This is a genomic window from Corticibacter populi (assembly GCF_004217315.1).
GTDB classification, from domain to species: domain Bacteria; phylum Pseudomonadota; class Gammaproteobacteria; order Burkholderiales; family Burkholderiaceae_C; genus Lampropedia; species Lampropedia populi.
Genome location: NZ_SGWR01000002.1, coordinates 374895 through 399619, shown reverse-complemented (window position 1 = coordinate 399619; position 24725 = coordinate 374895). Strand labels below are relative to the sequence as shown.

Annotated in this window: 16 protein-coding genes; 4 read left to right on the top strand and 12 right to left on the bottom strand. The window is 70.3% G+C overall.

Features of this window, described 5'->3' with window-relative positions; all coding sequences use genetic code 11:
- Positions 1-36 precede the first annotated feature (36 nt).
- From tssE to EV687_RS07970, 10 genes are all read right to left on the bottom strand, one after another.
- Positions 37-498 carry a type VI secretion system baseplate subunit TssE gene (gene tssE, locus EV687_RS08010; RefSeq protein ID WP_162846652.1) on the bottom strand — a complete coding sequence of 154 codons (462 nt, stop codon included), beginning with the start codon at positions 496-498 and terminating at the stop codon, positions 37-39.
- 1 nt (position 499) lies between these two features.
- Positions 500-991, bottom strand: a complete 492-nt coding sequence (locus tag EV687_RS18925; protein WP_162846651.1) for a peptidoglycan-binding domain-containing protein — start codon at positions 989-991, stop codon at positions 500-502.
- Positions 992-1007: 16 nt separating this feature from the next.
- Positions 1008-1499 (bottom strand): Hcp family type VI secretion system effector, encoded by a 492-nt coding sequence (locus EV687_RS08005; protein ID WP_122231038.1) that lies wholly within the window; start codon positions 1497-1499, stop codon positions 1008-1010.
- Positions 1500-1576: 77 nt separating this feature from the next.
- A complete protein-coding gene (gene tssC / locus EV687_RS08000) occupies positions 1577-3064 on the bottom strand; it encodes a type VI secretion system contractile sheath large subunit (protein ID WP_122231241.1) in 1488 nt (495 codons plus the stop codon).
- Positions 3065-3137: 73 nt separating this feature from the next.
- Complete coding sequence (gene tssB / locus EV687_RS07995) at positions 3138-3671, bottom strand: type VI secretion system contractile sheath small subunit (protein ID WP_122231036.1); 534 nt, start codon at positions 3669-3671, stop codon at positions 3138-3140.
- 185 nt (positions 3672-3856) lie between these two features.
- On the bottom strand, positions 3857-4969 hold the full coding sequence (gene tssA, locus EV687_RS07990) for a type VI secretion system protein TssA (protein WP_122231034.1): 1113 nt from the start codon (positions 4967-4969) through the stop codon (positions 3857-3859).
- A gap of 13 nt (positions 4970-4982) precedes the next feature.
- The gene (locus tag EV687_RS07985) at positions 4983-8630 is read right to left on the bottom strand and encodes a type VI secretion protein IcmF/TssM N-terminal domain-containing protein (protein WP_122231032.1); all 3648 of its coding nucleotides are present in this window, start codon (positions 8628-8630) and stop codon (positions 4983-4985) included.
- A gap of 53 nt (positions 8631-8683) precedes the next feature.
- Positions 8684-10057: a DotU family type IV/VI secretion system protein gene (locus tag EV687_RS07980; protein WP_122231030.1), complete on the bottom strand. Its 1374-nt coding sequence runs from the start codon at positions 10055-10057 to the stop codon at positions 8684-8686.
- Between the two features lie 34 nt (positions 10058-10091).
- Entirely contained in the window at positions 10092-11537 is a 1446-nt protein-coding gene (gene tssK / locus EV687_RS07975) for a type VI secretion system baseplate subunit TssK (protein WP_122231028.1), read from the bottom strand.
- 49 nt (positions 11538-11586) lie between these two features.
- A complete protein-coding gene (locus EV687_RS07970) occupies positions 11587-12588 on the bottom strand; it encodes a TraB/GumN family protein (RefSeq protein WP_165392814.1) in 1002 nt (333 codons plus the stop codon).
- 270 nt (positions 12589-12858) lie between these two features.
- Here EV687_RS07970 and EV687_RS07965 point away from each other — a divergent pair, with 270 nt between their 5' ends.
- The 4 genes from EV687_RS07965 to EV687_RS07950 all read left to right on the top strand — a co-directional run bounded on the left by EV687_RS07965 (position 12859) and on the right by EV687_RS07950 (position 21507).
- A complete protein-coding gene (locus tag EV687_RS07965) occupies positions 12859-13590 on the top strand; it encodes a response regulator (protein WP_122231239.1) in 732 nt (243 codons plus the stop codon).
- A 285-nt stretch (positions 13591-13875) separates the two neighbouring features.
- Positions 13876-16089 (top strand): CHAT domain-containing protein, encoded by a 2214-nt coding sequence (locus EV687_RS07960; RefSeq protein WP_122231024.1) that lies wholly within the window; start codon positions 13876-13878, stop codon positions 16087-16089.
- A 26-nt stretch (positions 16090-16115) separates the two neighbouring features.
- Positions 16116-17906, top strand: a complete 1791-nt coding sequence (locus EV687_RS07955) for a ShlB/FhaC/HecB family hemolysin secretion/activation protein (RefSeq protein ID WP_242612541.1) — start codon at positions 16116-16118, stop codon at positions 17904-17906.
- 13 nt (positions 17907-17919) lie between these two features.
- Positions 17920-21507: a two-partner secretion domain-containing protein gene (locus EV687_RS07950; protein WP_162846649.1), complete on the top strand. Its 3588-nt coding sequence runs from the start codon at positions 17920-17922 to the stop codon at positions 21505-21507.
- Between the two features lie 211 nt (positions 21508-21718).
- Here the strand turns inward: EV687_RS07950 and EV687_RS07945 are convergent, their stop codons facing one another.
- Both EV687_RS07945 and EV687_RS07940 read right to left on the bottom strand, forming a co-directional pair.
- The gene (locus EV687_RS07945; RefSeq protein WP_122231019.1) at positions 21719-23641 is read right to left on the bottom strand and encodes an ATP-binding response regulator; all 1923 of its coding nucleotides are present in this window, start codon (positions 23639-23641) and stop codon (positions 21719-21721) included.
- Positions 23628-24668, bottom strand: a complete 1041-nt coding sequence (locus EV687_RS07940) for an ABC transporter substrate binding protein (RefSeq protein ID WP_162846648.1) — start codon at positions 24666-24668, stop codon at positions 23628-23630. The genes EV687_RS07945 and EV687_RS07940 overlap by 14 nt, the downstream gene beginning before the upstream one ends.
- Positions 24669-24725 lie beyond the last annotated feature (57 nt).

Sequence of the window (24725 nt, the reverse complement as noted above, 5' to 3'; positions counted from 1 at the left end):
TGCCGTCCAGCCCGGGTGGGCCGCGCGCCAGCGCGCTCAGATGACTTGATAGGCCTGCGTGTGCAGTTGCAGCACGGCATCGAACTGGACCTTCTCGCGCGCGCGGCCGAGCGCGAGCAGTCCCTCTACCTTGAAGGCCAGCACGCGGTTGTATTGGCGCTGCGGCTCCAGTGTCACCCGGACCCGGGTGAGGCGCCGTTCGTGCAGCATGATGGCCTGCTCGAGCGTGCGCCGGATGCGGTCGCGGTCTTGCGGGCTGAACAGGCTGAAGGATGAGAAATCCGGGATGCCATACGTCAGCGAGGATTTCCGGCATTCCGGGAACGCGGCGGGAATCAGCCGCGCCGCTTCGGAGCGCGTGTTGAGCAACTGCTCCAGATCGCGTGCCAGCGCGGTGCGCAGTTCGGGCGTGCGCATGCCCGCCTGCATCTCGTCCAGCCGCTCGAGCAGCCCGGCCGGGGCGTCCGCCGGGCGCGTGGCATGACCTGGCCGCAGCATCTCAGGCTCCCGCCTCCCAGCGCGCCTTGAGGTAGCTGCGCAGGTCCGGCGGCACGCCGGGGTACTTGGGCGGCATCGGCTTGTCGAACAGGTCGAAGCTGAATGCACTGGCACTGTAGCTGCCGGCGTTGCCGCCGGGATCTCTGACGTCGCAGCCGCAGCACAGCAGCAGCCAGAAGGCATACCGCCTGAAGCTGGTCGGGTCGCCGCCAGAGACCTGGATGCGCGAGGCCACGCCGGGCGAGCGCGTGATGCCCCTGCGGCGGGCAAAGGCGCGCAATGCCTCGTCCGTGCGGGCGCCGACCTTGCCGTCGATCACCAGCGGCTTGTCGAACAGGGTGGTGTGATGGCGATCCAGGTAGTAGGTGCGGGCCACGTTGAGCAGGTACTGCACCAACTTGGCATCCCAGACGAGATAGCCGTAGCCCCAGCCGACGCTGCGGCTGAGGTTCCAGACACGCTTGCCTGTGTTGGGGGCTTGGAAGGTTTCCATGGCGCCACCTGCGGCTTCAGCTGGCCTTGTTGATGGCGCGGTCGTAGCCGGCCGCGACGGCGCCTTCGGGCGTGCCGTCTGCTTTCTGCGGCTTGTACTCGACCTTGATGCGGGCGAAGTCCAGCGTCACCAGCTCGCGCACCACGGCGTCGCCCTGCGTCGCCGAGGTGCTGTAGCCGGTGACCATCACGTCCTCGAGCGTGTAGGTCAGGTACACGTACTGATTGCCCTTGCCGCTGGCCTTGCGGCCGCTGATGACGGCTTTCTTGATGTGGTCGCCGGTGGCGGCGGCCTTGAAGAGTTTGGGCGAGGCCTTGTCCTGCGATTTGCCGATGGAGATGTTCTGGAACTGCGCCTTGCCGGTGCCGCCGCCACCGCCCTTGGCCATGGTGCCTTCGTTGGAGACGCCGAAACTGAAGGTCTCGATTTCGATCTTGCCCTTGAAGTCCTGGTCGGTGCTTTCGCCTTCGATGCCGTCGAGGTCGAGGAAGAAGTCTGAATTGCTCATGGTGCTGTGCTCCTGTCAATGGTTGCCGGAGGTGGGGGGAAGGTGTGAGGAGAGGTCGGGCGCACCGCGCCAGGCGTTCAGCGCGCCGGGGCGGGGAGGTCGGCGACCAGCCGCAGTGACACGCTCAGCTCGTCGAGCTGGTAGTGCGGGCGCAGGAAGGCCACGGCCTTGTAGGCGCCGGGCTTACCGGGAATCTCGGCCACGTCGACCCGGGCCTCGCGCAGCGGATACTGCGCCTTGGCCTGCTGGGAGGCGTTGTCATCGAGCAGCACGTACTGGGTGATCCAGGTGTTGAGGAACTGCTCGACGCTGGTGCGCGAGGCGAAGCTGCCGATCTTGTCGCGCATCATGCTTTTCAGGTAGTGGGCGATGCGGCTGACGGCATAGATGTACTGCAACTGCGAGGACAGGCGCGCGTTGGCGTTGGCGGCGTCGGTGTTGTATTCCCTGGGACGCTGCGCTGACTGGGTCGAGAAGAAGGCCGCGTAATCGGTGCCTTTGCAATGCACCAGCGGAATGAAGCCCAGGTCGGCCAGCTCCTTTTCGCGCCGGTCCGTGATGGCGATCTCGGTGGGGCATTTCAGCGCCACTTCGCCGTCGTCGGTTGCGAAGGTGTGGGTGGGCAGGCCCTCGACCAGCCCGCCGCCTTCGACGCCGCGGATTGCGGCCGTCCAGCCATACTTGGCGAAGGCGTCGGTAATGCGCGCGCCGAGGGCGTAGGCAGCATTGCTCCAGAGGTACTTGGAGTGATCCTTGCCGGTCACGTCCTCCTGGAAGTTGAAGCTCTCCACCGGAGCCGTCTCCGGTCCGTAGGGCAGGCGACCGAGCACGTGCGGCAGCGCCAGGCCGACGTAGCGGGAGTCTTCCGAGGCACGGAAGGACTTCCATTTGGCGTACTCGACCGTGTCGAATATCTTGGCCAGGTCGCGCGGGCCCGACAGGTCGGTGAAGGACTCGAAGCCGAACAGTTCGGGCGAGGCCGCGGAGAGGAAGGGCGCATGGGCGGCGGCGGCGATGTGCGAGACCTCCTCCAGCAGGTACAGGTCTTCGGGGTGGCGGGTGAACTCGTAGTCGCCGATCAGCGTGGCGAACGGCGCACCCCCGAAGGTGCCGTACTCTTCCTCGTAGATTTTCTTGAACAGCGCGGACTGGTCGAAGTCCGAGGCGTTCTTGAGGTCGCGCACCAGATCCTTCTTGCTGGCGTTGAACAGCTTGATCTTGAGCGTGGTGCTGGTCTCGGACTGGTCGACCAGGTACTTGAGGCCGCGCCAGCTGCCTTCGAGCTGCTGGAAGGACGGCTCATGCAGGATGGCCGAGAGTTGCTCGGAGAGCACGGCGTCGATTTGCGCGATGCGCGCATCGATGGAGGCGATGGCGTCCTGGGAGATGCTCAGCGTGCCAGCCGATATCTGCTCGACCAGCTCGGCGATCAGGTCGCGGGCGCGGTCCTTCTCGCCATCGGAGCGGGCGATGCGGCTTTGCGAGAGGATGGAATCGAGCAGCGAGGGCTGGGCCTCGGCGCTGGCGGCGGCCGCGGTGGCGGCGGTCTGGGGGGCGTCGGACATGGGCATATCTCCGCTGAATGAATGGGGCGTTGGCTGCTGGCGGTCCGGGGCGTCGGCCGCAGCGGGGGCGGCTTCAGGCCGCGGGTTCCTGCGGCGCGTCGGATGCGGGCGGCTGGCCGACCTCGCGGCTCAGGCGCGCGAGCTGGTCGGTGCTTTGCAGCACTTCGGAGAGCAGTTCCTCGAAGCGGTCGTTGCCGGCCATCTTGTTGCGCAGGTCGGCGAGCTTCTGGCGCGCCTCCAGCAGCCTGCGCAGCGGTTCCACCTGACGGGCCACCTGTTCGGGCTCGAAATCGGCCAGGCTGCGGAACTTCAACTCCACGCCGATGCGGCTGCCATCGCCGGCCAGCGTGTTGTCGGCCTGGAACTGCAGACGCGGCGCAATGCCCTTGAGCACGTCGTTGAAGTTGTCCTTGTCCACGTTGACGAACTTGCGGTCCTTGAGTTTGGGCAGCGGCTCCTCGGGCTGGCCGCTGAAGTCGCCCAGCACGCCCGCCACGAAGGGCAGTTCCTTCTTCTCGATGGCGTCGCCGATCTCGACGTCGTAGGTCAATTGCACGCGCGGGGCGCGCACCCGGTCCAGCTTGTGCTGGGTGCTTTCTCTGGCCATGTGAATGCTCCTGCTAGGGTCGATGGACGTTGCGCAGCCGCTGCGGCAGCAAGGATTGCGATGGGGTCAGTCTAGAAGTGCGCCGCGGCGGCGGGAACTGTCCAGAAGTGCAGGCGAGGGGATAGGCCATTGGCGATAGGAACCGCCGCGGCGGCGTGGGCGGCCGCCGCGCTCCCGCCGCAGGCTCATTCCTGGCGCGGCAGGCCGATGCGCTCGCGGATCGCCGCCAGCGCGCCTTCCTCGCGCACCACTTCCTGCAACCATTGCTCCAGCGGCATGTCGGCCCAGGCGATGGCGCGTTCGAGCATCGAGGGCACGGGGCTGTGTGGCTCGGTGCGGCGGAAGAAGGCGGCAATGTCCTGCAGGGCCCGCAGGGCGTCGGCCTTGGCGCGCTGGTTGCCTTCCTGCAGGTTGACGACCGGACCGGCTGCGGCGCTGCTGCCGCTGGACGGGGCCGAGGCCTGTGCCGGCGTGCTGGCCGAGCCATTGGCTGAACCATTGGCCGTGGTGTCGGCCGTGGTGTCGGCCGAGGGCGCCTGCACTCCCAGCGACTGCGCGGTGCGTGCCAGCACCTGTTCGATGCGCTTGAGGGTGTCGCCAAGGCGGGTCAGGCTGGGGGCTTCGCGACCGAAGTGGCGCTCGGTGCTCTCTTGCAATGGCGTGAAGGCTGCCTGCGCCTGCCGGACCTCGGCCAGCAGGCCGCGGATGTGCGCGCCGCCGCTGGCGGCCAGGGCTGCGTCCACCGTCTCGCCGCCGGGCTTGCCTTCGGCGAGCGCGGCTTCGTGCGCTTCGCGGTTCTGGCGGGCGAGGTTGTCCACCTCGCGGGAGGTTTGCCAGTCGTTGAGGCTGAAGGCCGACGCGCCGCTGGTGAGCGGCCACTGGCTCAATGCCGCGCTGGCGTAGTTGTTGAACCAGACCAGCCGGCTGGCGCGTTCTTCGAGGTCGCCGCCTTCGGGCTGGGGGTGCAGCGTGTCCCAGAAGTTGTCCAGCAGGCCCTGCAGCAATCCGAAGGCGGGCGCGGCGGCGGCCAGGCCCTGGCGTTGCAGCCAGGCTTCGCCCAGCCATGCGGCGGCCTGCAAATCCTTGGAGCGCTCGCGCAGCGCCTGTCCGGCCAGCTCGGCGGCCAGGCGCCAGTCGGCCACCTTCAGCTCGGTTTGCCAGTCGCCCTGGTCGAGGCCCGGGTCGTCGGCGCGGCGCGCCTCGCGGATGCGGTCGAAGAGATCGTCGAAGCGCAAGTCTTCGCCTGCGGGCCGGGCTTCGGAGATGGGCGCGAGCAGGGGGGCGACATCGATCGTCATGGCATGGGCTTTCTCAGGATTCGAGGATGTTTTCGGGCAGTTCGGTGGCCAGGCCGGCGCCGGCGAGGTGGCGCTCCATTTCGGCAGTGGGCACGACGCTGAGGAAGACCCGCACCTGGGTGATGCCGGCCAGCGCGAGCGCCGGCTGCAACTGCGCCCATTGCGCCGGGGTGTAGGAGTCGCGGAAATCCGCCAGCGTGAAGGTATGGCTACCGCTCCTGAAATCGCGCAGCAATGCCGGGAAGCTGTCGGTGCCCTGGTAGAGCAGGGTCAGTCGCGGCGCCTGGGCGGCCGGCGTGGCGGTCTGCGCGGAGGGCATTCCGGCCAGGCCATCGTCGGCGGCAGGGTCCGCGGCCGGCCCGGGTGGCGGGTCCGGCAGGGCAATGCGCAGGCGCACTTGCGGGCAGGACTGCGGCGCCCAGAAGACTTGCGTGCGGCCATCGGCCAATGATTCGCCCTGGCTGGTGGCGCCAAAGCTGCGGTCCTGGCAGACGATCTCCAGCTGCGAGCCGCCGGTACCTTCGCTCTGACGGCCAAACCGGGACGGTCCCTGGAACTGCACGAAGCCGGCGGGGAAGGCGCGCAGCGGATCGGCGGGCTGGAACTGGCGAGCCGCGGCGAGCATGCCGACGAAGGCCGGGGCCAGCGGCAGTTGCACGCCGGCCACCTGGCGCGGCGCGTGCTCGGTGTCGGTCACGAAGGGCGCCAGCCAGTCCTTGGTGAAGGCCGCCAGACGGCCGTTGGGGCCGTTGAGCTGTTCGCGGCGTTGTGGCGGTGGCAAGCCCTGCAGCGGGTCGTGCACGCTCTCCCGCCAGCGCGCCTGCAGATAGCTGCCGGTGCGCTGCATGGCGAGCGAGAGCACGAGACGCGCGGGGCCCTGCACGATGCTCCAGGCCTGCAGGTCGTCGCCGGAGAAGCGGGTGGCATAGCGATCCGGCGGTTTCTCGGCGGCCAGCAGGAGCAGTGCGAGATCCTGCGCGCCCGGTGACGTGATGGCCTGCCCGGGGATGGCGGCCGCGCCGCCGGCGAGGGACCGGAAGAGGCCGGCGGTGTCCTGGTAGAGCTCGGCGGCATTGTCCTTTTGCGCCAGGCGCAGGTAGCTGCGGGCGGTGGCGTTGCGCACCGCCTCGGTGTCAAGTGCGGCGCGCGATTCCAGCCAGGCCGGCACCCAGGCTGCGGGCGGCTGGCGCGGTTCGGTCCACCACGGGCTGGTCAGCCCATTGGCGACGCTGGCGCTGCCCTGGCCGATGAAGCGCCCCAGCGGCCGCCATGCGCCCAGCCAGTTTTGCCGCGCCTGCGCCCACTGGGTTTGCCAGTAGGAGGCAAGCGGCAGTTGCAGCGGCAGGGCCAGCACGTGCTCCTGCAGCGCCTGGTCGAGTTTGTGGTAGGGATTGTCCCGGGGCTGGGCGGCCCGCGCGACGAGCTGCTCGTGCGCACCGCGCCAGAATTGCTGGCCATCCTGGAAGCGCGCGTTGAACTGTCCCCAGGCACGCTGGTAGGCGTGCAGGTAGTCGCCGCGCAGCGCGGCCAGCGCGGCGGCATGCTGCGGGCTGGCCCGACTGGCGGTAGCCAGCATGGGCTGCATGTGGCCCTGCCAGACAGGCAGCGTGAAGGCGGCGCTGACGCGCGCCAGCGCCGCCTCGTCGCTGCCGACGACGCGGTCCTCGGGCAGCCAGAAATCGCGCAGCTGCACGTCGTCGAAACGCGCTTGCGCCCACTGCTGCAACTGCTCGACGCTGGGGATGCGGTGGGCAAGCAGGCGTGCGAGCACGGCTTGCAGCCGGCGGGTTTCCGCATCGAGTGCGCCGGGGGATTGCCAGCGCAGGTAGCCCAGATAGGTGGTGAACAGGGCGTCAGCCTGGCGGCGGCTGAATCCCACGTCCTGTTCACCCGACAGAAAAGGGCTGTAGACCCTGGCGCGCGGATCGAAGGCCGTGTTGTGGACCAGCTCGATGGTGCCGCAGGCGTCGGTGCGCTGGCGGCAGTTTTCCAGCAGGCGCAGGCGCTGGCTGATGGCCAGCAGGTGTTCCACGCCGGCCAGTCCGCGGGCCAGATCCGCCTCGATGACCTGTTCGTAGGGCGCCAGGATCAGGTTGGAGAAGTCGCGCAACAGGGTTTGCTTGGTGCTGGCGATGGACTGGTCGGCGCGGCGCAGGCCGAAGCCCAGGCCGGAATGCTGCTGGGCCGCTTCGAGCTGCTCCACCGCGCGGCCGCAGTGGGCCACCCAGGCGATGCGGCTGCTGGCGCCCGCGTCGCTGGGTTCGAGGCAGGCCGAGCGGGTCTGTGCCAGCAATGCGCTGTCGTCCTGGCGCACGCCTTGCAGGCTGTGCGCCAGCAGCGTGGAAAAGCCCAGCATGGCGGCGACCCCGATGGCGGCCACGCCCATCCGTCCGGCGCGGCCCTTGAGGCTGGCGCTGGCCAGTGGCTGGTCGGCCGGCAGAAAGCGGGTGAACAAATCGGCCGTGAAGGCACCGCCGGCAGGCGCCTGGCCGGCCTGCTCCGCCCCGGCGGCGGTGAAGTACAGGCCGCGCCAGCGCGGTGTGCGCTGGAAGGGGTTGTCTTCCAGCATCAGCTGCACCAGCGATTGCAGGCCACTTTGCAGGTCGCCGAACTGCCGCACGAACTCGAAGATGGCGCGTCGCCCGGCGGCCTCATGCTGCTGGCGCAGCGCCGTCAGGCGCAGCGCGTGCAGGCGCTCGGCAATCGGGGCGAACACGGCATCGAGCTCGGCGCTGGTGGCGGCGCTCACGGCTTGCTGTCCGGGCAGGCAGTGGCCAAGGGCGCGCTGCAACGCCTCGGGCGGCAGCATGTCGCGAAAAGGGGTGTAGCCGGGCAGCTTTTCCAGCCCGGTGACGACTAGGTAGACGGGCAGTTGCAGCTGCAGATGCTCCAGCGTCTCGTCGACCAGCCGGCGCAGCCGCATCGCCACTGGCTTGATGGCGTTGGTACCGGCCTGCAGCGTGGCTGCGCCCACGCAGACCACGATGCCGTTGAGCGGCAGGTGCTCGCGCTCCTGCGCCAGTTGCAGCAGCGCGTGGTACCAGATGCCGCGCTCGCGCCGGGCGCTGCTGTCGCAGACCAGCTCCGGCGCGGTCTCGATGGCGATCATCGATTTGAAGAACCACCATTGCCAGGGCTGCCGCTGCGGCGCGAGCGCGGCGGCGGTGGCCGGCCCCGGAAAGGGCGAGCTGGCCGAAGCCGTCTGCAGCAGGCCGTGTACCTCGGCCGCCGCGTCACCGACGAACAGCAGCCAGGGAATGCGGTAGAGCGGCTCGCGCCCCTTGCCGATCTCGGGCGAGCGCAGGATGGTCTGGCGGGCCTGCCGGACGGACGCGCGCATGGCCTCGAGCGTGGCAGTCTCCTGCGCCACGTCGCCGGGCGCGAGGTCGCCCGCATGCTTGCGGGCCAGGCCGCGCCGCGACAGGCGCCGCGCGCCGACCAGGAACCACCAGAGCACGCCCAGCGCGATGGTGCACAGCGCCGCCAGTTGCCAGAAGCGTGCCGGCAGCCAGCGCGTGCCGCCCAGCAGCAGCCAGCCCAGCAAGCCCAGCAGCAGGAGCAGGCTGATGGCCGCCAGTGTCAGGCGCAGCGCGCCCTTGGGGGGGCCGGGCAGCCGGATCAGGCTGGCCCAGCCTTGCAGGATATGGATGATGGGTTTCATGGCGCGATGGCAAGGGGTGGATCGGTTGGGGCGCGAGGCTGGCGTGGCCGGTTTCACCGGGCCGGCGCGGCGAGAGGGGGCGCCGCCGGCGCGCTGGCCGGTTCGGTCTGCAGGAACAGGAACTGCGCGGCCAGCGCCGGGTTGGCGCGCTGGGTGTCGAGCAGCGTGCGTAGCTGCGGCAGATAGCTGGAGGCGGGTTCGTACTCGGGCAGTTCGCCTTCGTAGAGGGGTGTCGGCGAGCTGATGACGGTGATGAGCTCCTGCCCGAACGGCGGGCCGACGATCCAGCCTTCGGCACTCTTCTGGCCGACGTTGAACTGTTCGGCGGCGCGCACCACGCGGCCGCTGTCGGGTTCGCGCCGGTTCGGGTAGAGGTGGATGACCGAGCCGTCCACGGTGTAGTAGTCCACGTACAGGTAGCCATCGGTGTGGGCCTGGATCAGCTTGACGACCACGCGCTCGCCTTCGCTGAAGCGGTCCGAATGGCCGGTAGTGGGGGTGACCTGCAGACCGTTGCGCTGTTCGATGCTGCGTTGCTGGTAGGGGCCCAGCAGCGCCACCACTTCGCAGTGTGGCCAGATGCGCGTGCCGATCTCGGTGGCAAGGCGCCTGACGCCGTCGATGGCCTGCACGTCCTGCTGGACGCGGGCGATGTCGTCGGGCCGCGAGACGTGGCCCGTGATGGTCACGCCGCCGCTCTCGTCGAGCCTGGCGGCGAGGTCCGAGCAGCCGTAGGTCTGCAGCTGCCGCTCGATGCGCTCGGCCAGCGTGGGGCCGCTCTCGCGGGGGGCGGCCAGCAGCAGCCAGGCCAGGTAACCCAGTGGAATCAGCAGCGCCACGAGGGCGGCGGCCTTGAGCAGCAGCCGGTCCCACTGGCGCGGATAGCGCGCCGGTCCCGGCGCGGCGATCTGGTAAGGTTGTGGCGTGATGGGTTCTTCGCGCAGCGTGTGCAGCGGCGCGGGAGCCACCGGCAACTGCCGGCCGTGCAGTTCCTTGATCTTGCCCAGTTCGCCGTTGTCGCCGGTCTCGAAGTAGTACTGGCCAACGAAGCCGAGCACCAGCGCGTGGTAGTAGACCTCGCGCACCTCGTCGTCCCCGGCGCGCAGCGCCGAGAGGTGATGGAAGAATTCGTTGCCGGCGTTGTTGGTGTTGAACAGTGCCACCTGCAGCGGTGAGGCCGCGCCCCACCAGCCGGGATTGCGGGTGACGATTTCGTCGAACCAGGCCACGCAGGCGAAGACGGCCGACTCCACCTGTTCGGCGCGCTTGCCATCGGCCTGGGCGTTCTGGCGAGCCTGCTCGAGCAGCTCGCGGGCCCGCTGCTGCACGCTGTCGAGCGGTGCCTTGACACGCTGGGCGGCAATGGCCTCGTCCAGCTCCAAGCCAAAGGAAAAAAAGGGCAGGAAGTGGTGGATCAGGCGTGGCATGGTGCGATGGGTCCGGGGCGGTCGGTGGGGAGGCTTATTCGGCGGGGTCTACGGGGTAGAGCCGGATCACCGTCTCCTCGGCGGGGGTGCCGGTGTAGACGGCGATGTTGCGGCGGTCGCGGATGAACTGCCAGAACGGGTGGCGCGTGTCCACCAGGAAGTAGGTGGTGTTGGGCGTCTTCTGCGGCAGTTCCTCGGGCGGCACCGGCAGCAGATCGATCTTCAGGCCGAACAGCGCCGCCTGCAGCAGCCGGGGCATGTCTTCGAGCGAGGCAATCTTGCCGGTGCGCTGCAGGCGCTCGGCGAGTTCCTGGCCGCCGAGGTCGGACTCGAAGGCCAGGTAGAAGCGCATGCGGTCCGAGGCGAACAGGCTCTCGGGCAGGTCGGCCTTGAAAAATCGGCCGTCGTAGGTCAGCGCGATGCCCACCTCTGCGCCCACCGTCAAGCCTTTGATGAGTTCCGATGCGCGCGCAAAGGCCAGCTGGAAACAGCGTCGCAGGTCGTGGTGGTCGTAATCGGGCAACTCGGCGGCGTCCGGTGCGCCGCGTTCGCCGGTGCTGGCGCGCCGTGCGCCAAAGTAGCCAATGTCCTCGGAGAAGACGGAGAACTCGGCCACCATCTCGCGCAGGTCCTGGTAGAGCCCCCAGGGCGAGGTCGTGCCCAGCCGCAGGTGCTCCTGCCAGCGCGGCAAGTGGCGCGCGAAGGTCTGCATCATCAGCGCGCGCATGACTTCCTGCGCGCTGGTGGAGGCGGAGCGGATGCCGCGCTGGCGCTTGTGCGCCGCGAAGTCCAGGCCGCGCGAGAGCAGCAGGTCGCGCAGGCCACGGCTCCAGCGCGCCAGATTGGCCGAGGCATCCAGCCGCAGGCATGGCGCGATGAAACTGGGCGAGGGCTTGAAGCGCCCCGGGCCGTCCGGCACGATTTCGGCGAAGGCGTGGGTTTCGGCCGCCTGCAGCAGGGCGGCGGCCTGTTCGTCGAGGCTGGTGACGATGGCCAGCTGGTAGTTCAGCAGCTGGACTTCAGCCTCGGGCGCCTGCGGGTCGTAGGGGTCGGCCGCCAGGGTGCTGCGCAGCGTGTGGCGTGCAGGCAAGGCGGCGCCGCTGCCGGCGGTGCTGGCCAGGCCGTCGAGCGTCTGCTCGCGCCGCAGGGCCAGGTACAAGGTGATCGGCGTCTTGTCGGTCACCGGCAGCTCCAGCAGGCTCCGGCCCGCCACGCTGGCATTGGCGCCGGCGCCGTGGCCGGCGGTGCCGCCGTGCAGCCACTGGCCGTCGGCGGTCAGCAGCGCGAAACGCTCGATCTCCACCATGCCGTTCTGCAGCGCGGTTTCGGACCATTGAAGCGTTTCGAAGCCGTACGCGAAGGGCGCGATCAGGCGCAGCAGCTGTGCGGCGTAGGCCCGCTGCCAGTCGTCCTGCGCCTGCAGATGCTGCGGCGCGAGAAAGGCGCCCTGGCCCCAGAAGACTTGTTGCGAAGTGGTCATGGAGATTGCCTGGTCATGGACGTGGTGAAGTTCGGGGATGGCCGCCGGTTCATTGCAGCGGCAGCGGCTCGGCGACGATGGAGAAGCCGCGTTGGTGCAGGCTGGCGAGCAGGCCGGCCTCGCCGGTCAGGTGGATCGCGCCCACGGCCACGAAGGCGCTGCCGGCGCGCAGCAACGGGTCGAGCTGGTCCATCCAGAGCGCGTTGCGGGCCTCGATGAGGCACAGGCGCGCGCGTTGTTCGATGGGGCGCGCCTGCGCGTCCAGGCCTGTCATGGCGTCGATTTCATCCAGCCAGGCCGGCAGGTCTCCGGCGCGGTAGTACTCCAGCACGCGCTGCGCCTGCTCTTCGAACAGCCAGGGCATGGCCAGCCGCTGGCGCAGCACCTGCGCGTGCTCTTCGGCGGGCACGCAGTCGAGTGCCTGCAGCTGCGCCGCCAGCGTCTCCAGGTGGAAGGCCGGCAGGCCCTCGCGGGCAGCCCATTGCGCGAGCTGGCGGTCGAGCGTTTGCTCCGAGACGGTCTCGCCGCGCGATTCCAGCAGTGCCAGTGCCAGCCATGGCTTGGCATGCAGCAGCTGTGCGGCCGGCAGCTGCGGCAACAGGCGCTGCAGGGCGTCGAACGGCGCCTGGCCCAGCAGGTCACGCAGATTGCGCTGGGCGGGCAGCCGGCGGTGGCCATCCAGCTGCGCGCTCCGCGGTGCGGACATCGGCACCTCGCCAATGAACAGGCGGGTGTGACGCATGGCGTTCTGCAGCAACTCCGCATCGAGATGCAACTCCTCGACGCTGCCGAAGTGCAGGGTGCCCAGCAGGAAGCTGACCGGGCGGTCGCGGCTGGGCGTGGCTGGCGCCGGCGCAACGACGCGAAACAGCACGCCGCGCCACTGGCGCCAGGAGAGGGCGGCGCCGGGCTCCGCCGCAGGCGGTCCGGCATGCGTGGCCGGCAAGGCCAGCAACATGCCGGCGGCCAGCGACAGCATGCGCCGCTGCAGCCGTCGCCGCGCCGGCCCCTTTTCATGGCGGCGCGCAGGACCGGAAACCCGTCGGTGCATGGCAGTGGGGGCGGCTTCCGGCTGGCACCCGCAATGGCGCACGGCGTCTGGCTGTGGCATGGGCGAAAACCTCCGGGCGAAAGATGTGACGGATTCTTTCAAAATGGCCGCGCTGCGGCCATACTCCGCTCGTTCTATGCCCTTGGCCTATGGCGTAGGGCATGTGCGTACGCCTTGCTCCTGTGGCACTTCGTTGCTATGGTTGCGCAGACCCTCCACGGGCTGGCCGGCTCCGGTGCCCCCAATGTCACAACGCTGCTACTTGCTGCCATGAAAATTCTCATTGCCGATGACCATCGCCTGGTGGTGGACGCTGTCCGGGGCAAGCTGATGGAGCTGGACGCCGTCATGGAGTTCGTGCTTGCCGCCACGCTGCAGGAGTTGCGCCAGGTCGACCTGGAGACGCTCGACCTGGCGCTGGTCGATTTGGGCATGCCTGGCGCGCAGGGCCTGAGGCATGTTGGCGAGCTGCGCGAGCGCAGTCCGTCGCTGCCGATCATCGTGCTCTCCGGCACGGCCGATACGGCGCTGATGCGCGCAGCCCTGGAGACGGGGGTGCTCGGCTTCATCCCCAAGGCGTATTCGGCCGAGGTGATGCTCTCGGCCATCCGCCTGGTGCTGGCGGGCGGCGTGTATGTGCCGCCGGCGTTGCTGACGGCTGGTCCGGCCGGGGCGCCGGGGACGGTGGCTGCCGGCGCGGCGGCGACGGGCTCGGGCATCTCCATTGACCGGGTGCGCCAGATGCTGACGAGCCGGCAGATCGAAGTGCTGGGACTGTTGTCGCAGGGCAAGCCCAACAAGCTGATCGGCCGCAGCCTGGGCATCAGCGAAGGCACGGTGAAGATCCATCTGGCTGCGATCTTCCGGGCGCTCAACGTGCGCAACCGCACCGAGGCGGTGGTGGTGGCCCAGCAGCTGATGGCGCAGCAGCCCGCCGCCCAGGAGAACGGCGACGCGCCGTCGCCCCCGCTGCACCACGGCACTTCGTTTCCCTGGGCGTGAAGCCCCCGGGTGGGGCAAGAAGGGGCTTGCAAAACACGGCAGGCAAGCCGGCGTGCCGTCAGGCGTGCTGGCTTCGCGCTACGCAGGGGCACGCGGCGTGGTGCCGCGTTGCCGTGGCAGCTCCTGCCTTTGTCGCCGCGCCGGTGCTGCTGTCATACGGCGTTCGTTCTATCTCCTTCAACCAATAGGCGCGGCGGTGGGCTCACCCTAGACTGCAGACGTTGACCAGTGCGGCACCCGTGGCGGTGCCGGGCCGCCGGTCCGTTCAGTCCAAAGGGAAGCAGCATGGAACATGAGGGCAGGCAGGAACGCCGAGCAGATCGGCGGTGGCAGGGGGCGCTGTGCTGGCTCGCCTGCGTCGGTTTCTGGTGGAGCGCCGGCGCGCTGGCCCAGCCGGTAGCGGCGCCGGTGGCCGCCGCTACCGCACCGGCACCGGCACCGGCACTGGCGCTGGTGCAGCAGAGCCGGGGGCGCCTCGATGATGCCGACACGCTGCTGGGCCTGACCACCGAGGGGGCGATCCTGTATGGGCAGGACGCCGTCAAGCTCACCGGCTACCAGTACTGCAGCCAGGCGGTGGCGCTGGCCGAGCAGGGCGAGTTCCGCCAGAGCCTGCGCGCGGCCAGCAAGGCCCTGCATCTGGCCCAGGCGAACGATGATCCCGAACTGCTCGGGCGGGCGCTGCGCGACCTGGCCATCGTCTTCAGCTACGCTGGGCAGTTGGACAAGGCCGCGCAGTTTGCCAACGAGGCGCTGGCGGTGCCGGTGCAGGATGCCGGCCAGGTGGCCGGGCCGGCCCGCAAGGTGCTGGGCGATGTGCAGATGCGGCAGGGCGAGGCCGCCGCCGCGGTGCGCAGCTACGAGGCCGCCCTGCCGCTGAGTTCGCCGCGCTACCGGCCGCTGGTCGAAGCGTCGCTGGCGAATGCCCTGATCGCGACCGGCGACACGGCGCGCGCGGCGGCGCTGCTGGCGCAGATCGCGCCGCCGCAGGATGACGCGCTGGCACTGCAGCTGCACCGCACCCGGGCGAGCCTGCTGCTGGCGCAGGGGCATCCGCAGCAGGCCCGTGCCGCCTACGCGGAGCTGGCCGCCATGCGCGGCGGCACGGACACTGGCTATTACCGCATATGGGCGCTGGAGGGCATGGCCCGCAGCGATCTGATGCTGGGCAACCGCACGGCGGCGGCGCAGGCGCTGCAGCAGGCATTGCTGCAGCTCGATGGCGTGCGCGCACGGTTTCGCAGCGATGAGTTCAAGATGGGCCTGTTCTCGGACCTGCAGGGTCTGTTCGAGCAGACCGTGGCGCTCGAGACGGAGCTGGGCAACCCGGCCGGCGCCTTCGAGGCCAGCGAGCGCAGTCGCTCCAGGGCGCTGCTTGACGCAGTGCGCGGGCGTGCCAGTGCCGCTGCGCAGTCGCTCGAGCAGCCGCTGGCGCTGGCCACGCTGCAGCAGACGTTGCGTGCCGACGAGCGGATCGTGCAGTTCCACACGCTGCCGGACGCGCTGCTGGTGTGGGTGGTCTCGCCCGACGCCATCGCGGCGCACCGGATTGCCGTCGGGCGCGATGCGCTGGTCAGCGTGGTCGAGGCGTTCCGCGACGCCATCATCCAGGGCCGCCGCGGCGCCGTGGGCGCGGCCGACCAGCTCGGCACCCTGCTGATCGAGCCGCTCGGGCTGGCGCCGGGGCTGCGCCTCGTCATGGTGCCGCATGGCGCGCTCCATTACCTGCCGTTCCAGGCGCTGCGGGTGCGGGACCAATATCTCATCGAGCGCAACCCGGTGTCGGTGGTGCCATCGGCCAGCATCGCGGCACGTCTGGCGGCGGCTGGTGCCGGCGCCCCCGCCGATCTGGTGGCGTTCGGCAATCCCCGCATCGCGGACGAGTATGACCTGCCGGGCGCCGAGCGCGAGGTGGGTACGCTGGCCGGCCTGTTCCCGCGCCATCAGCTGTTTGTTGGCGCGGCGGCCACCAAGGAGGCTTTTGCGCAGGCGGCCGGGCGCGCCGCGGTGCTGCATGTGGCGGCGCATGCCCAGGCCGACCTGGTCGATCCGCTTTACTCGCGCGTACTGCTGGCCGGGGTGCCCGGCCAGCCGCCGGCGCCCACGCAGTTTCTGGAGGCACACGAGATCCTGGACATGGATTTGCGGGGCACCGCGCTGGTGACGCTTTCGGCTTGCGAATCGGGACTTGGCAAGGTGGCTCAGGGGGATGAGGTGCTGGGCTTCACGCGCTCCTTCCTGTCGGCGGGCTCGGGCAGTCTGATCGCTTCGCTCTGGCCCGTCTCGGACGACGCCACAGCGGTGCTGATGGGCACCCTGTACCAGGCGCTGGCGCAGGGGCAGGACGTGCAGCAGGCCATGCGCGCCGGACAGCTGGCAGTGCTGGCCGAGCCCCGCATGTCCCACCCGTTCTTCTGGGCGCCGTTCAACCTGATCGGCAACTGGCGCTTGCGTTTTGGCGCGGCCGACCGGCAGGCGCTGGCCGCCGCGATTCCGTGACCCGGTCCATCAGGAGCAACCGATCCATGCCGAATTCAATGACCATCGAGCTGCCATGCCGGACGCCATACCGGCGCGCACTGCTGCCGGCCGCGCTGCTCATCCTCCTCCTGGTGCCGAGCGGCGCGGCGTTGTCACAGTCGCCCGATGGCATGCAGGTGCCGGGCGCGGCGGCGGGCGCGCCCGCCTGCCTGCGCCCGCAGGCCGATTGCGCCGCGGCGGGGCAGGCCCGCCAGCTCGAGCTGATCCGCGATGCGCAGCAGGACGAGGGCGATGCCGCGCGCGTGCGTGCGGGTGCCGTGCCGGGGCCGCAAGACCCCGCCGCAGCGGAGGTGACACTGCGGGGGGTGCGCTTCGCCGGTGTGGCGGCCTTGCCCGCGGCGCCATTGCAGCGGCTGGCACAGCCCTACATCGGCCAGCGCGTCAGCCTGGCGCAACTGGAGGAACTGGCCGCGCAGGTGGCCGCGCATTACCGCGCGCAGGGCTATTTCCTGGCACAGGCCTTCGTGCCGGTGCAGACCATCCGCGAGGGGCAGGTCGAGATCAGCGTGATCGAGGGCCGGCTGGGGCACATCCGCCTTGAGCTGGCGGAAGACGCGCCGATCGCCGAGCCGCGGCTGCGGGCGATGCTGGCGGGACTCGTGCCGGGGCAGGCGCTGCGCGCGCAGGACTATGAGCGGGCCATGCTGCTGCTGTCGGACCAGCCGGGCATCGCGGTCTCCTCGGGGTTGCAGGCCGGCGCCCAGCCGGGCACCACGGATCTGGTGCTTGAGGTGGCGGCGGACCGGCGCGTGCGCGTCGCCGCCGACGTGGACAACCACGGCGTGCGCGAATCCGGCCGCGTGCGCGCTGGCGGCACCCTGCGCATCGCCAGTCCGCTGGGGCTGGGAGACAACCTTGATGCACGCTTGATGCTGTCAGAGGGCAATGCGCTGAACTTCGGTCGCTTGGCATGGGAGGCGCCGCTGGGCGCCAGCGGGCTGCGCGCCGGTGTCGGTCTGGCGCGCTCGCGTTACGAGCTCGGTGGCGCCTATGCCGCGCTGGGCGCACAGGGGGTGGCGCGGGTCGTGGATGTCTCGCTGAACTATCCGTTGATCCGCCAGCGCGCGCAGAACCTGTTTCTGCGTGCCGCGGCAGACGTGAAGCATCTGCGCGACGAGATGGGCGCACTCGATTACACGGCGCGCAAGCGCATCCACGGCGTGTCGCTGGGCTGGACCTGGGAGCGGCGCGACGCCTGGGGCGGCGGAGGCTACTGGGCCAGCACCGGCACGGCCTATCTGGGCCGCCTGCGCATTCGCGATGCGCTGACCGCCTTGTTGGACCGTCCGCCCGCCGGGCGCGACACCCAAGGCCGGTTTGCCAAACTCGGCTGGCAGCTCTCGCGCCTGCAGGTGTTGGCGCCGCGCCAGCTGCTGTACGCCTCGGTCAGCGGCCAGTTCGCCAGCGGCAACCTGGATGCCGCGGAGCGGATTTCGCTGGGCGGGCCGCGCGCGGTGCGGGCCTATGCCAGCGGCGAGGTGCTGGTGGACCGGGGCCAGGTGGCGACGCTGGAGTGGCGCTGGGCCGCGACCGAAGAACTCACGCCCTTCGTCTTCGGCGATGCCGCGCGCGGCGATCTGGCGCGGCGCCCCACCGCGTTCGAAGGTCCGGTGCGGCGCAGCCTGCGCGGTGCCGGAGTCGGGCTGGTCTGGTCCCGCCCGGGTGATTTCTCGCTCACGAGCACGCTGGCCTGGCGGCTCAACAGCCCGCCCGGCCAGACCGACGGCGGTGACCGCAAGCCGCGCTGGTATGTGCAACTGCAAAAAGTGTTTTGAACCGGAGGCGCGCATGAACCGCAAACCATCCATCCATCCTGTCCTGCGGCCCGTGGCGCTGGCGGTGGCCCTGCTTGGTCCCATGCTGTGCTGGGCGCAGCTGCCGACCGGATTCGAGCGTGTGCACGGCGACATTGGCGCGCCGCAGACGGTCGGCAACACGATGACGCTGCAGCAGTCCAGCGGCAGTGCCATCGTCGACTGGGCCGGCTTCTCGATCGGCGCCGGCAACACCGTGCAGATCAACCAGTCCATGGGGGCCGGCAGTGTGCTGCTCAACCGGGTGACGGGCAATGGCGCCTCCGAAATCGCCGGCAGCCTGCTGGCCAACGGGCAGGTGTTCCTGGTCAACCCCAACGGCGTGCTGTTCGGCGCGGGGGCGCAGATCAGCGTTGGCGGACTGGTGGCCAGCACGCTGGATATCCGCAACGAGGATTTCCTGGCGGGCCGCTATGTGTTCGGTCCGGGGGCCTCCGGCTTCGTGTCCGATGCGCAGGTGGCCAATGCCGGGAGCATCCGCGCTGCGCAGGGCGCGACGGTGGCGCTGCTCGGGCAGCGGGTGGAGAACACGGGCCAGATCGTGGCCGATGGCGGTACCGTCGCATTGGCCGCGGCGCGCCAGGTGGAATTGGATTTCCACGGCGACGGCCTGACGACCTTTCGCCTGGAGGCGGGTGGCACGCCGCTGGAGGCCGATGTGTTCAACAGCGGCCTGCTGCAGGCCGATGGGGGACGCGTGGCGGTGCTGGCCCACGAGACGGATGCGGCGCGGCTGGTCGTCAGCCAGAGCGGGGTGGTGCGGGCGCGTTCGTTGGAGCAGCGCGCCGGCGAGATCGTGTTCAGCGCGGGCGATGGCCGGATGGGGCTGGGCGGCACGCTGGACGCTTCGGCGCTGGCCACCGGCACCGATGGCGGAAGCATCACGCTGGAGGCCGGCACGTTGCAGTTGCTTGGCACGCAGGTACTCGCCAGCGGCCAGCGCGGCGGCACGGTGACGGCGAATGCGCAGTCCATGTTGATCGATGGCGACATCCGCGGGTCGTCCGAGGCACGCATCAGCGTGGACGGAGTCCAGCAGGGGGGGACCATCGGGCTGCGCGCCGGGGAGCTGCTGGCGCTTGACCGTGGGGTGCAGCTCTCGGCCGACACCAGTGGCGCGCAGGGTGATGGCGGGCGCATCGATGTCATCAGCGCCGATCGCCTGCACGCCTATGGGCAGCTGTCTGCGCGCGGCGGTGCGCAAGGCGGCAATGGAGGCCTGATCGAGACCTCGGCCGCCGCCTTGCATGTGGATGGCATCGGCGTCGACGCGTCGGCAGGGGTTGGCCGCGCCGGGACCTGGCGCATCGATCCGCATGACATCACCATCCGGCCGGGCAATGCCAGCGGCGATCTCTCGGCGCTGACGGGTAGTCCGCCGCTGGCCGATACCGTGCTGCAGGACGGCGATCTGAGCGCCGCGCTCAATGGCGGCACCAGCGTCAGCATCGGTACGGGCGACGCCGGAACAGGCGACTTCTATCGTGGCGACATCGTCATGTACGCGGGCACGCGCATCGTCTACGACCAGGCGCGGGGCCAGCAAACGCTGCAGCTGCAGGCGCACCGCAGCGTGCGCAGCGACGTCGACGTGGTGATCGAGTCCACCGGCAATGGCGGGCCGCTGCACGTGATCTTCGAGGCCGATGCCAATGGCGGTGGTGCCGCCACCGGCGGCGGGCAGGTCAGCTACAGCGGGGACATCCACACGAATGGCGGCGATGTGCGCATGAGCGGGGCCTGGGCCAATCCTTCCAACCATGGCTGCAGCGTCTGCCTCGATGGGGGGACCATCGACACACGGCAGGGACGCAGCGACGCCGGCGAGGGCGGTGCCGTGGTTCTGCAAGGCCATAGTTCGGCCGGCGTGGCGGCGGGATCGGCTGGCGTTTACGTGGCGGGCGTGCAGATCCAGACGTCCACCGGCGACGTGCTGGTGCATGGCAGTTCCGGCAACGGCAGCGGCGTCTGGCTGGATGCGGGGGCTGCTTCCGGCGCGGCGGCGCTGATCGGAACCGGCAGCGGCGCGCTGCAACTGCGCGGACGCGGCGAAGCCTCCACTGGTATGCCGCAGGGGCAAGGGGTGGTGCTGGCATCGGGCGCGCGGCTGGCTGGCGGTGCCGGGCTGGTCGATGTGGCGGGCTACGCCGACGGCGCCGGGCTGGTCGTTGACACCGGCAGCGCCATTGCTGGCGACGCGGGCGTGGTGTTGCGCGCCGGCAATGGCGGTGGCGGCGACGCCATCGTGCTGGACGGCACGGTGCGGGGCGGCCAGTGGGTCAACTTGCGGCCTGGCGCGGTGGACGCCGCTGGCGCCGCCACCGATGCCGTGGCCGCGCCGATTCGGCTGGAGGATGGCGCGGCAGCGGGCTTCGCGCTTTCGGCTGCGGAGCTCGAGCGCGTGGCGTCGCCGGAACTGGTGATCGGCAGCGATGGGCATCAGGGCACCATCACCGTGGCCAGCGCCGTGCGCCGTTCCGGCAATCTGAGCCTGCAGAACACGGGGGCCGCCGATATCCTCCTGCAGGCGCCGCTGCAGGCCGAGCGGCTGACGCTGGCGGCCGGCCGCGACGTGCGCCAGAACGGTCCGCAGGCCGGGTTGCAGGCACGGGATCTGGTCGTGCGCGCCGGCGGCAGCGTGGCCCTGGCCGACGGCGGCGTACACCGGGTCGAGCGGCTCGCGGCCGAGGCTGGCGCTGCCTTGGCCTTCGCCAGCGCCGGGCCGCTGCAAATCGTCGATGGCACCGGTGTGGGCGTGGCTGCGGCGGCCCAGCAGTTGCAGCCGATTGTGGTGGAAGGCCTTGCCGGCCAGTCGGTACAGGCACGTACCGAGGCGGGCAATCTGTCGCTGCTGGCGCCGGTGCGCGCGGCCGGTCGCGTGGACCTGGTTGCGGCCGGCACCTTCCAGAACCCTGCCGCTGTCGGCGTGCAGGCGGGCTCCGGCTGGCGCATCTGGGCTGGCGACTGGCAGGGCGAGCAGCGCGGCGGCCTGTCGGGCACCGGCGCGCGCCCGAACCTGTATGGCTGCAGCTACCTGGGCACTTGCAGCGTCTCGCTGCCGGCGGATGCCAATACCTTCATCTATGCCAGGCAGCCGCTGGCCGTGATCACCATCGGTGACGCCTCGCGGCCTTATGGCCAGCCCGATCCGGCCTTCGGCCATGCAGTCAGCGGCCTGGTGCTCGGCGATACGGGGCAGGGCATCACGGGCACTGTGACCTCGACCGCCACGCAGGCCAGCCCGCCGGGCCGCTACGCCATCGAGGGCAGCTTCCAGTCCGCCGAGGGCTATCTGCTGCGCGTCGATCCAGGTGTCCTGCTGGTGCGCGATTACAGCATGCCGGTCCCGCCGGATGTGATCAGGCAGACCCCGGACACCTATCTGTATGACCGCAACATCGTGCAGGCGCCCATCTGCCTGGCTTCCAGCAATCTGCTGGAGCCGCGCAGCGGTGCCGATGGGGATGTGCTGGCGCGGGAGTGGGCCAGGGTGCGCGCGCGGCCGCATCTGAGCAACTGTGTTGCCGTCGCCGACGAGCGCAATGGCTGTGCGGATTTCTGAGTCACGCCCAAGCCTGCGGCCCGGCGAGGATTTGTCACACTGCAGCGCGCCTGCCGGGCAACCCGACAGGCAGGAGGTCAAAAACGCAGCGGGCCGCGCTGCCCGCCTTGCCCGGACGGCCAGTCTGGGCTCCGGTAGGCGTCTTGCAGGCGTCTTGCCCAGTGCATTTTCGACCTCCTGCGTAACCCTCGAAAAGATCGTGAACAGGTTCTCATGCGCCGGAAGCCATGCCGCGCCGCCGCGCCGCCTGCGCCAGCAGCGTCCGCAGCCGTGCCGGTGCCACGGGCTTGGTCAGCAGCATGACGCCGGCCTCGCGCAGTTGCCGCAGGACGTCCGGCGCGGTGGCACCGGAGACCAGCACCTGCATGGCCCGGGGCTGGTGCAGGCGGGCTGCCTCCAGAATGGAGAGTCCATCCTGCACCTCTTGCAGTTGGAGGTCGCAGAGTATGACGTCGTAGCGCCTGTCCGGACTGCCCAGCCACCACAGGCCCTCCTGGCGTTGCGCCGCGAGGTCCACCCGGCAGCCCCACTGGCGCAACAGCATGGCGCTGGCTTCGCGGATGGCCGCGTCATCGTCGATCACCAGGCAGTTCAGACCGTCCAGCGGCACGCCGGGCGGCACTGGCGGCGCGACCGATGGCGGCGGGATGGCTCCGGGTGGCGCGCAGGGCAGCAGAAAGGAGAACGCGCTGCCACACTGCAATCCAGAGCGCACCTGGATGCTGGTGCCCAGCACCCGGGCGATGCGCGCGCAGATCGACAGGCCCAGCCCGAAACCCTTGCGGGCATCGCGCCCGGCATTGGCGACCTGGAAGAACTCTTCGAAGATGCGGTCGTGGTGCAGCGGCGCGATGCCCTGTCCGTTGTCGCGCACCTGCACGCGCACGCAAGGCGTGCCGTCGGCGGTGCACGGGGCGCGCCGGGCCGTCACCAGGATCACCGTGCCGCGGCTGTGCTGAATGGCATTCATGACCATGTTGCCCAGCATGCGTGCGAGCAGCATGTGGTCGCCCAGCACGGTGCGGTCGCCGCCGCGCCACGCCAGCCGGATGCGCTGGCCCGCGGCCCGCGCGCCGTGCATGGCATCGATTCGGGCGAAGAGCGTGTCGAGCCGAAGCGGTGCATGGCTGGGCTTGAGAACATGGGCGTCCAGGCGCGAGATGTCGAGCAGGTCATCGAGCAGCAGGCCCATGATGTCGATGCCCTCCTGCAGGTGGGCGAGGGCGGGGCGTTGTTCGGGCAGGTCGGCGGCGCGCAGTCCGTCGATGAACAGGCCCATGGCATGCAGCGGTTGCCGCAGGTCATGGCTGGCGGAAGCGAGAAAGCGCGCCCTGGCCCGGGAGGCCTGCTCCATGCGGGTGATGCTGTGCAGCGCTTCCTCTCGGGCCTGGCGGTTCTGGCGGCTTGCCTCGGCAGCGCGTTCCTGCAGGTCGGCGGCCAGGCGGTCCGCCTCGGCGGCCAGCAGGGCCAGGTCCGGGGACTGTCGTTCGGGCTCTGCGTCCCGTGCGTGCGGCGGGTCCGGCTGCAGGCGCGCCAGCGTCGCATGGATGCGGCCGAGCAGCCGCTGCTGGCCGCGTGTGGCGCGGCCGGTCAGCAGCACGATGAGCAGCACGCACACACTGCCGGGCAACAGGCTTTGCAGCAGGGCATGCAGGCGCGCCTGGCGGTACGGCGCGGTGGCGCGGTAGATGCGCACGATGCCGAGCGGCTCGCTCTGCGCGGACGCGGAGGCACTGGCCGTTTCGGTGGCATCGGGGTAGTCCGACAGATAGATGATCCGGGCCAGCCGCACCGGCGCAGTAGCGACTGCCAGCGACGCTGTCATGTCGGGTAATGTGCCGGCGTGGACGAAGATGCCGGCATGATTGCTGATTTCCACGCGCTGGGCCAATTGCGCGGCCACCATGCCGCTGGCGAGCGCGTGAAGGCTGGCCGTGTCGCCGGCATACAGGCTGAGATCGGCTGCGGTGGCAATCTGCTGCGCGACGGCCTGGTTGCCGGCGTAGAAGGCCTGTTCCATCTGGCGCAACTGCGCATGGGTGAACCAGCCTGTCAGCAGCGTGACCGCGAGGACGCCCGGCGCGGCGCCGGTGGCGCGCAGCAGCCTTGGCAGGGGGGACTCAGCGAGCGGCATGCAGATGTTCACTCAACTGTGCGGCGTCCGGTAGCGCGATGTCCAGGCGGGTCGCCACGCTGGGGTTGGTGTAGACGCTCACCGGGTACGCATACTCCAGCCAGGGCCCGCCGGCCGGCCGGTCGCGAGCCAGCCGGCGGCCGAGCGCCAGCGCCTGCTCGGCCAGTTGCCGCTGGTCCGGCGCGGCGGCGGCCAGCGCGCCGGCGCGCACGCTGGCCTCGCTGGTCGCGAACGCGGGCTTGCGCTGCGCCGATGCCGCATGCAGGATGCTCAGTCCGGCGTTGGCATCGTTGCCGAGCCGTTCGGAGAGGATCAGCAGCGCATCGGCCTGCTGGAAGACCTCCTGCAGGACACCGGCGAGTTCGCTGGCCGACGCCGCATAGCCGATGACGAGGTCGCGCGGTCCGGCCGCCTGCAGCAGATCCTGCACGAGCGGATCGATATCGGCGCTGGCAACGACGCCCAGCCGGGCATCGGCGGGCAGGATGGCCAGCGCCAGCGCCAGTTGCAGCGCCGGGGCCGGGTCGCGCAGCAGGATGGCGATGGGCCGGCGCGGCGCCAGCAATGCCGGGTGCTGGCGCAGTGCTTCGTATTCCATGCGGCTGAGCAGTGCCAGCAGCAGCGGGGTGGAGCCGTCTCCGGCATCGAGCAGGCTGCGAGCGGCGCGAGGTCCGACGGCAATCTGGACATCCCGGCCCGAGCCCGAGCCTGACGCCGGGCCTGGTGCCGGCGATGCGGGGCCGCCCCCGGCGGCGGCGCGGCGCGGCGCGGGGATGCTGCGGGTGCGCACACCTCCCAGCACGCTGTCGCCGTCACCAGCCTGTGGCAGCCGGGGGCTGCCGAGATCGATGACCTGCACGCGCTCCCCGGTCTCGCCCTGCTGCGCCACCAGCGTGCGCAACTGCTGGACGAAGCCGTCATAGCTGTCGCTGGCCGTCGGGCTGCCGCGCTGGGTGATCAGCTGCAGATCGCCAGCGCTGGCGCCGGCCGGGTACAGCACCGCCCCCAGTGCCAATGTCAATGCCACGGGAGCAGGGGGGATCGAGTGCTTGAGCCAGCGCATGCCCGAATGTTCGCAAAGAGC

Bases quoted from the DNA above. Each gene is read 5' to 3' on its own strand.
- tssE (WP_162846652.1), bottom strand. From the start codon at position 498: ATGCTGCGGCCAGGTCATGCCACGCGCCCGGCGGACGCCCCGGCCGGG.
- EV687_RS18925 (WP_162846651.1), bottom strand. From the start codon at position 991: ATGGAAACCTTCCAAGCCCCCAACACAGGCAAGCGTGTCTGGAACCTC.
- EV687_RS08005 (WP_122231038.1), bottom strand. From the start codon at position 1,499: ATGAGCAATTCAGACTTCTTCCTCGACCTCGACGGCATCGAAGGCGAA.
- tssC (WP_122231241.1), bottom strand. From the start codon at position 3,064: ATGTCCGACGCCCCCCAGACCGCCGCCACCGCGGCCGCCGCCAGCGCC.
- tssB (WP_122231036.1), bottom strand. From the start codon at position 3,671: ATGGCCAGAGAAAGCACCCAGCACAAGCTGGACCGGGTGCGCGCCCCG.
- tssA (WP_122231034.1), bottom strand. From the start codon at position 4,969: ATGACGATCGATGTCGCCCCCCTGCTCGCGCCCATCTCCGAAGCCCGG.
- EV687_RS07985 (WP_122231032.1), bottom strand. From the start codon at position 8,630: ATGAAACCCATCATCCATATCCTGCAAGGCTGGGCCAGCCTGATCCGG.
- EV687_RS07980 (WP_122231030.1), bottom strand. From the start codon at position 10,057: ATGCCACGCCTGATCCACCACTTCCTGCCCTTTTTTTCCTTTGGCTTG.
- tssK (WP_122231028.1), bottom strand. From the start codon at position 11,537: ATGACCACTTCGCAACAAGTCTTCTGGGGCCAGGGCGCCTTTCTCGCG.
- EV687_RS07970 (WP_165392814.1), bottom strand. From the start codon at position 12,588: ATGCACCGACGGGTTTCCGGTCCTGCGCGCCGCCATGAAAAGGGGCCG.
- EV687_RS07965 (WP_122231239.1), top strand. From the start codon at position 12,859: ATGAAAATTCTCATTGCCGATGACCATCGCCTGGTGGTGGACGCTGTC.
- EV687_RS07960 (WP_122231024.1), top strand. From the start codon at position 13,876: ATGGAACATGAGGGCAGGCAGGAACGCCGAGCAGATCGGCGGTGGCAG.
- EV687_RS07955 (WP_242612541.1), top strand. From the start codon at position 16,116: ATGCCGAATTCAATGACCATCGAGCTGCCATGCCGGACGCCATACCGG.
- EV687_RS07950 (WP_162846649.1), top strand. From the start codon at position 17,920: ATGAACCGCAAACCATCCATCCATCCTGTCCTGCGGCCCGTGGCGCTG.
- EV687_RS07945 (WP_122231019.1), bottom strand. From the start codon at position 23,641: ATGCCGCTCGCTGAGTCCCCCCTGCCAAGGCTGCTGCGCGCCACCGGC.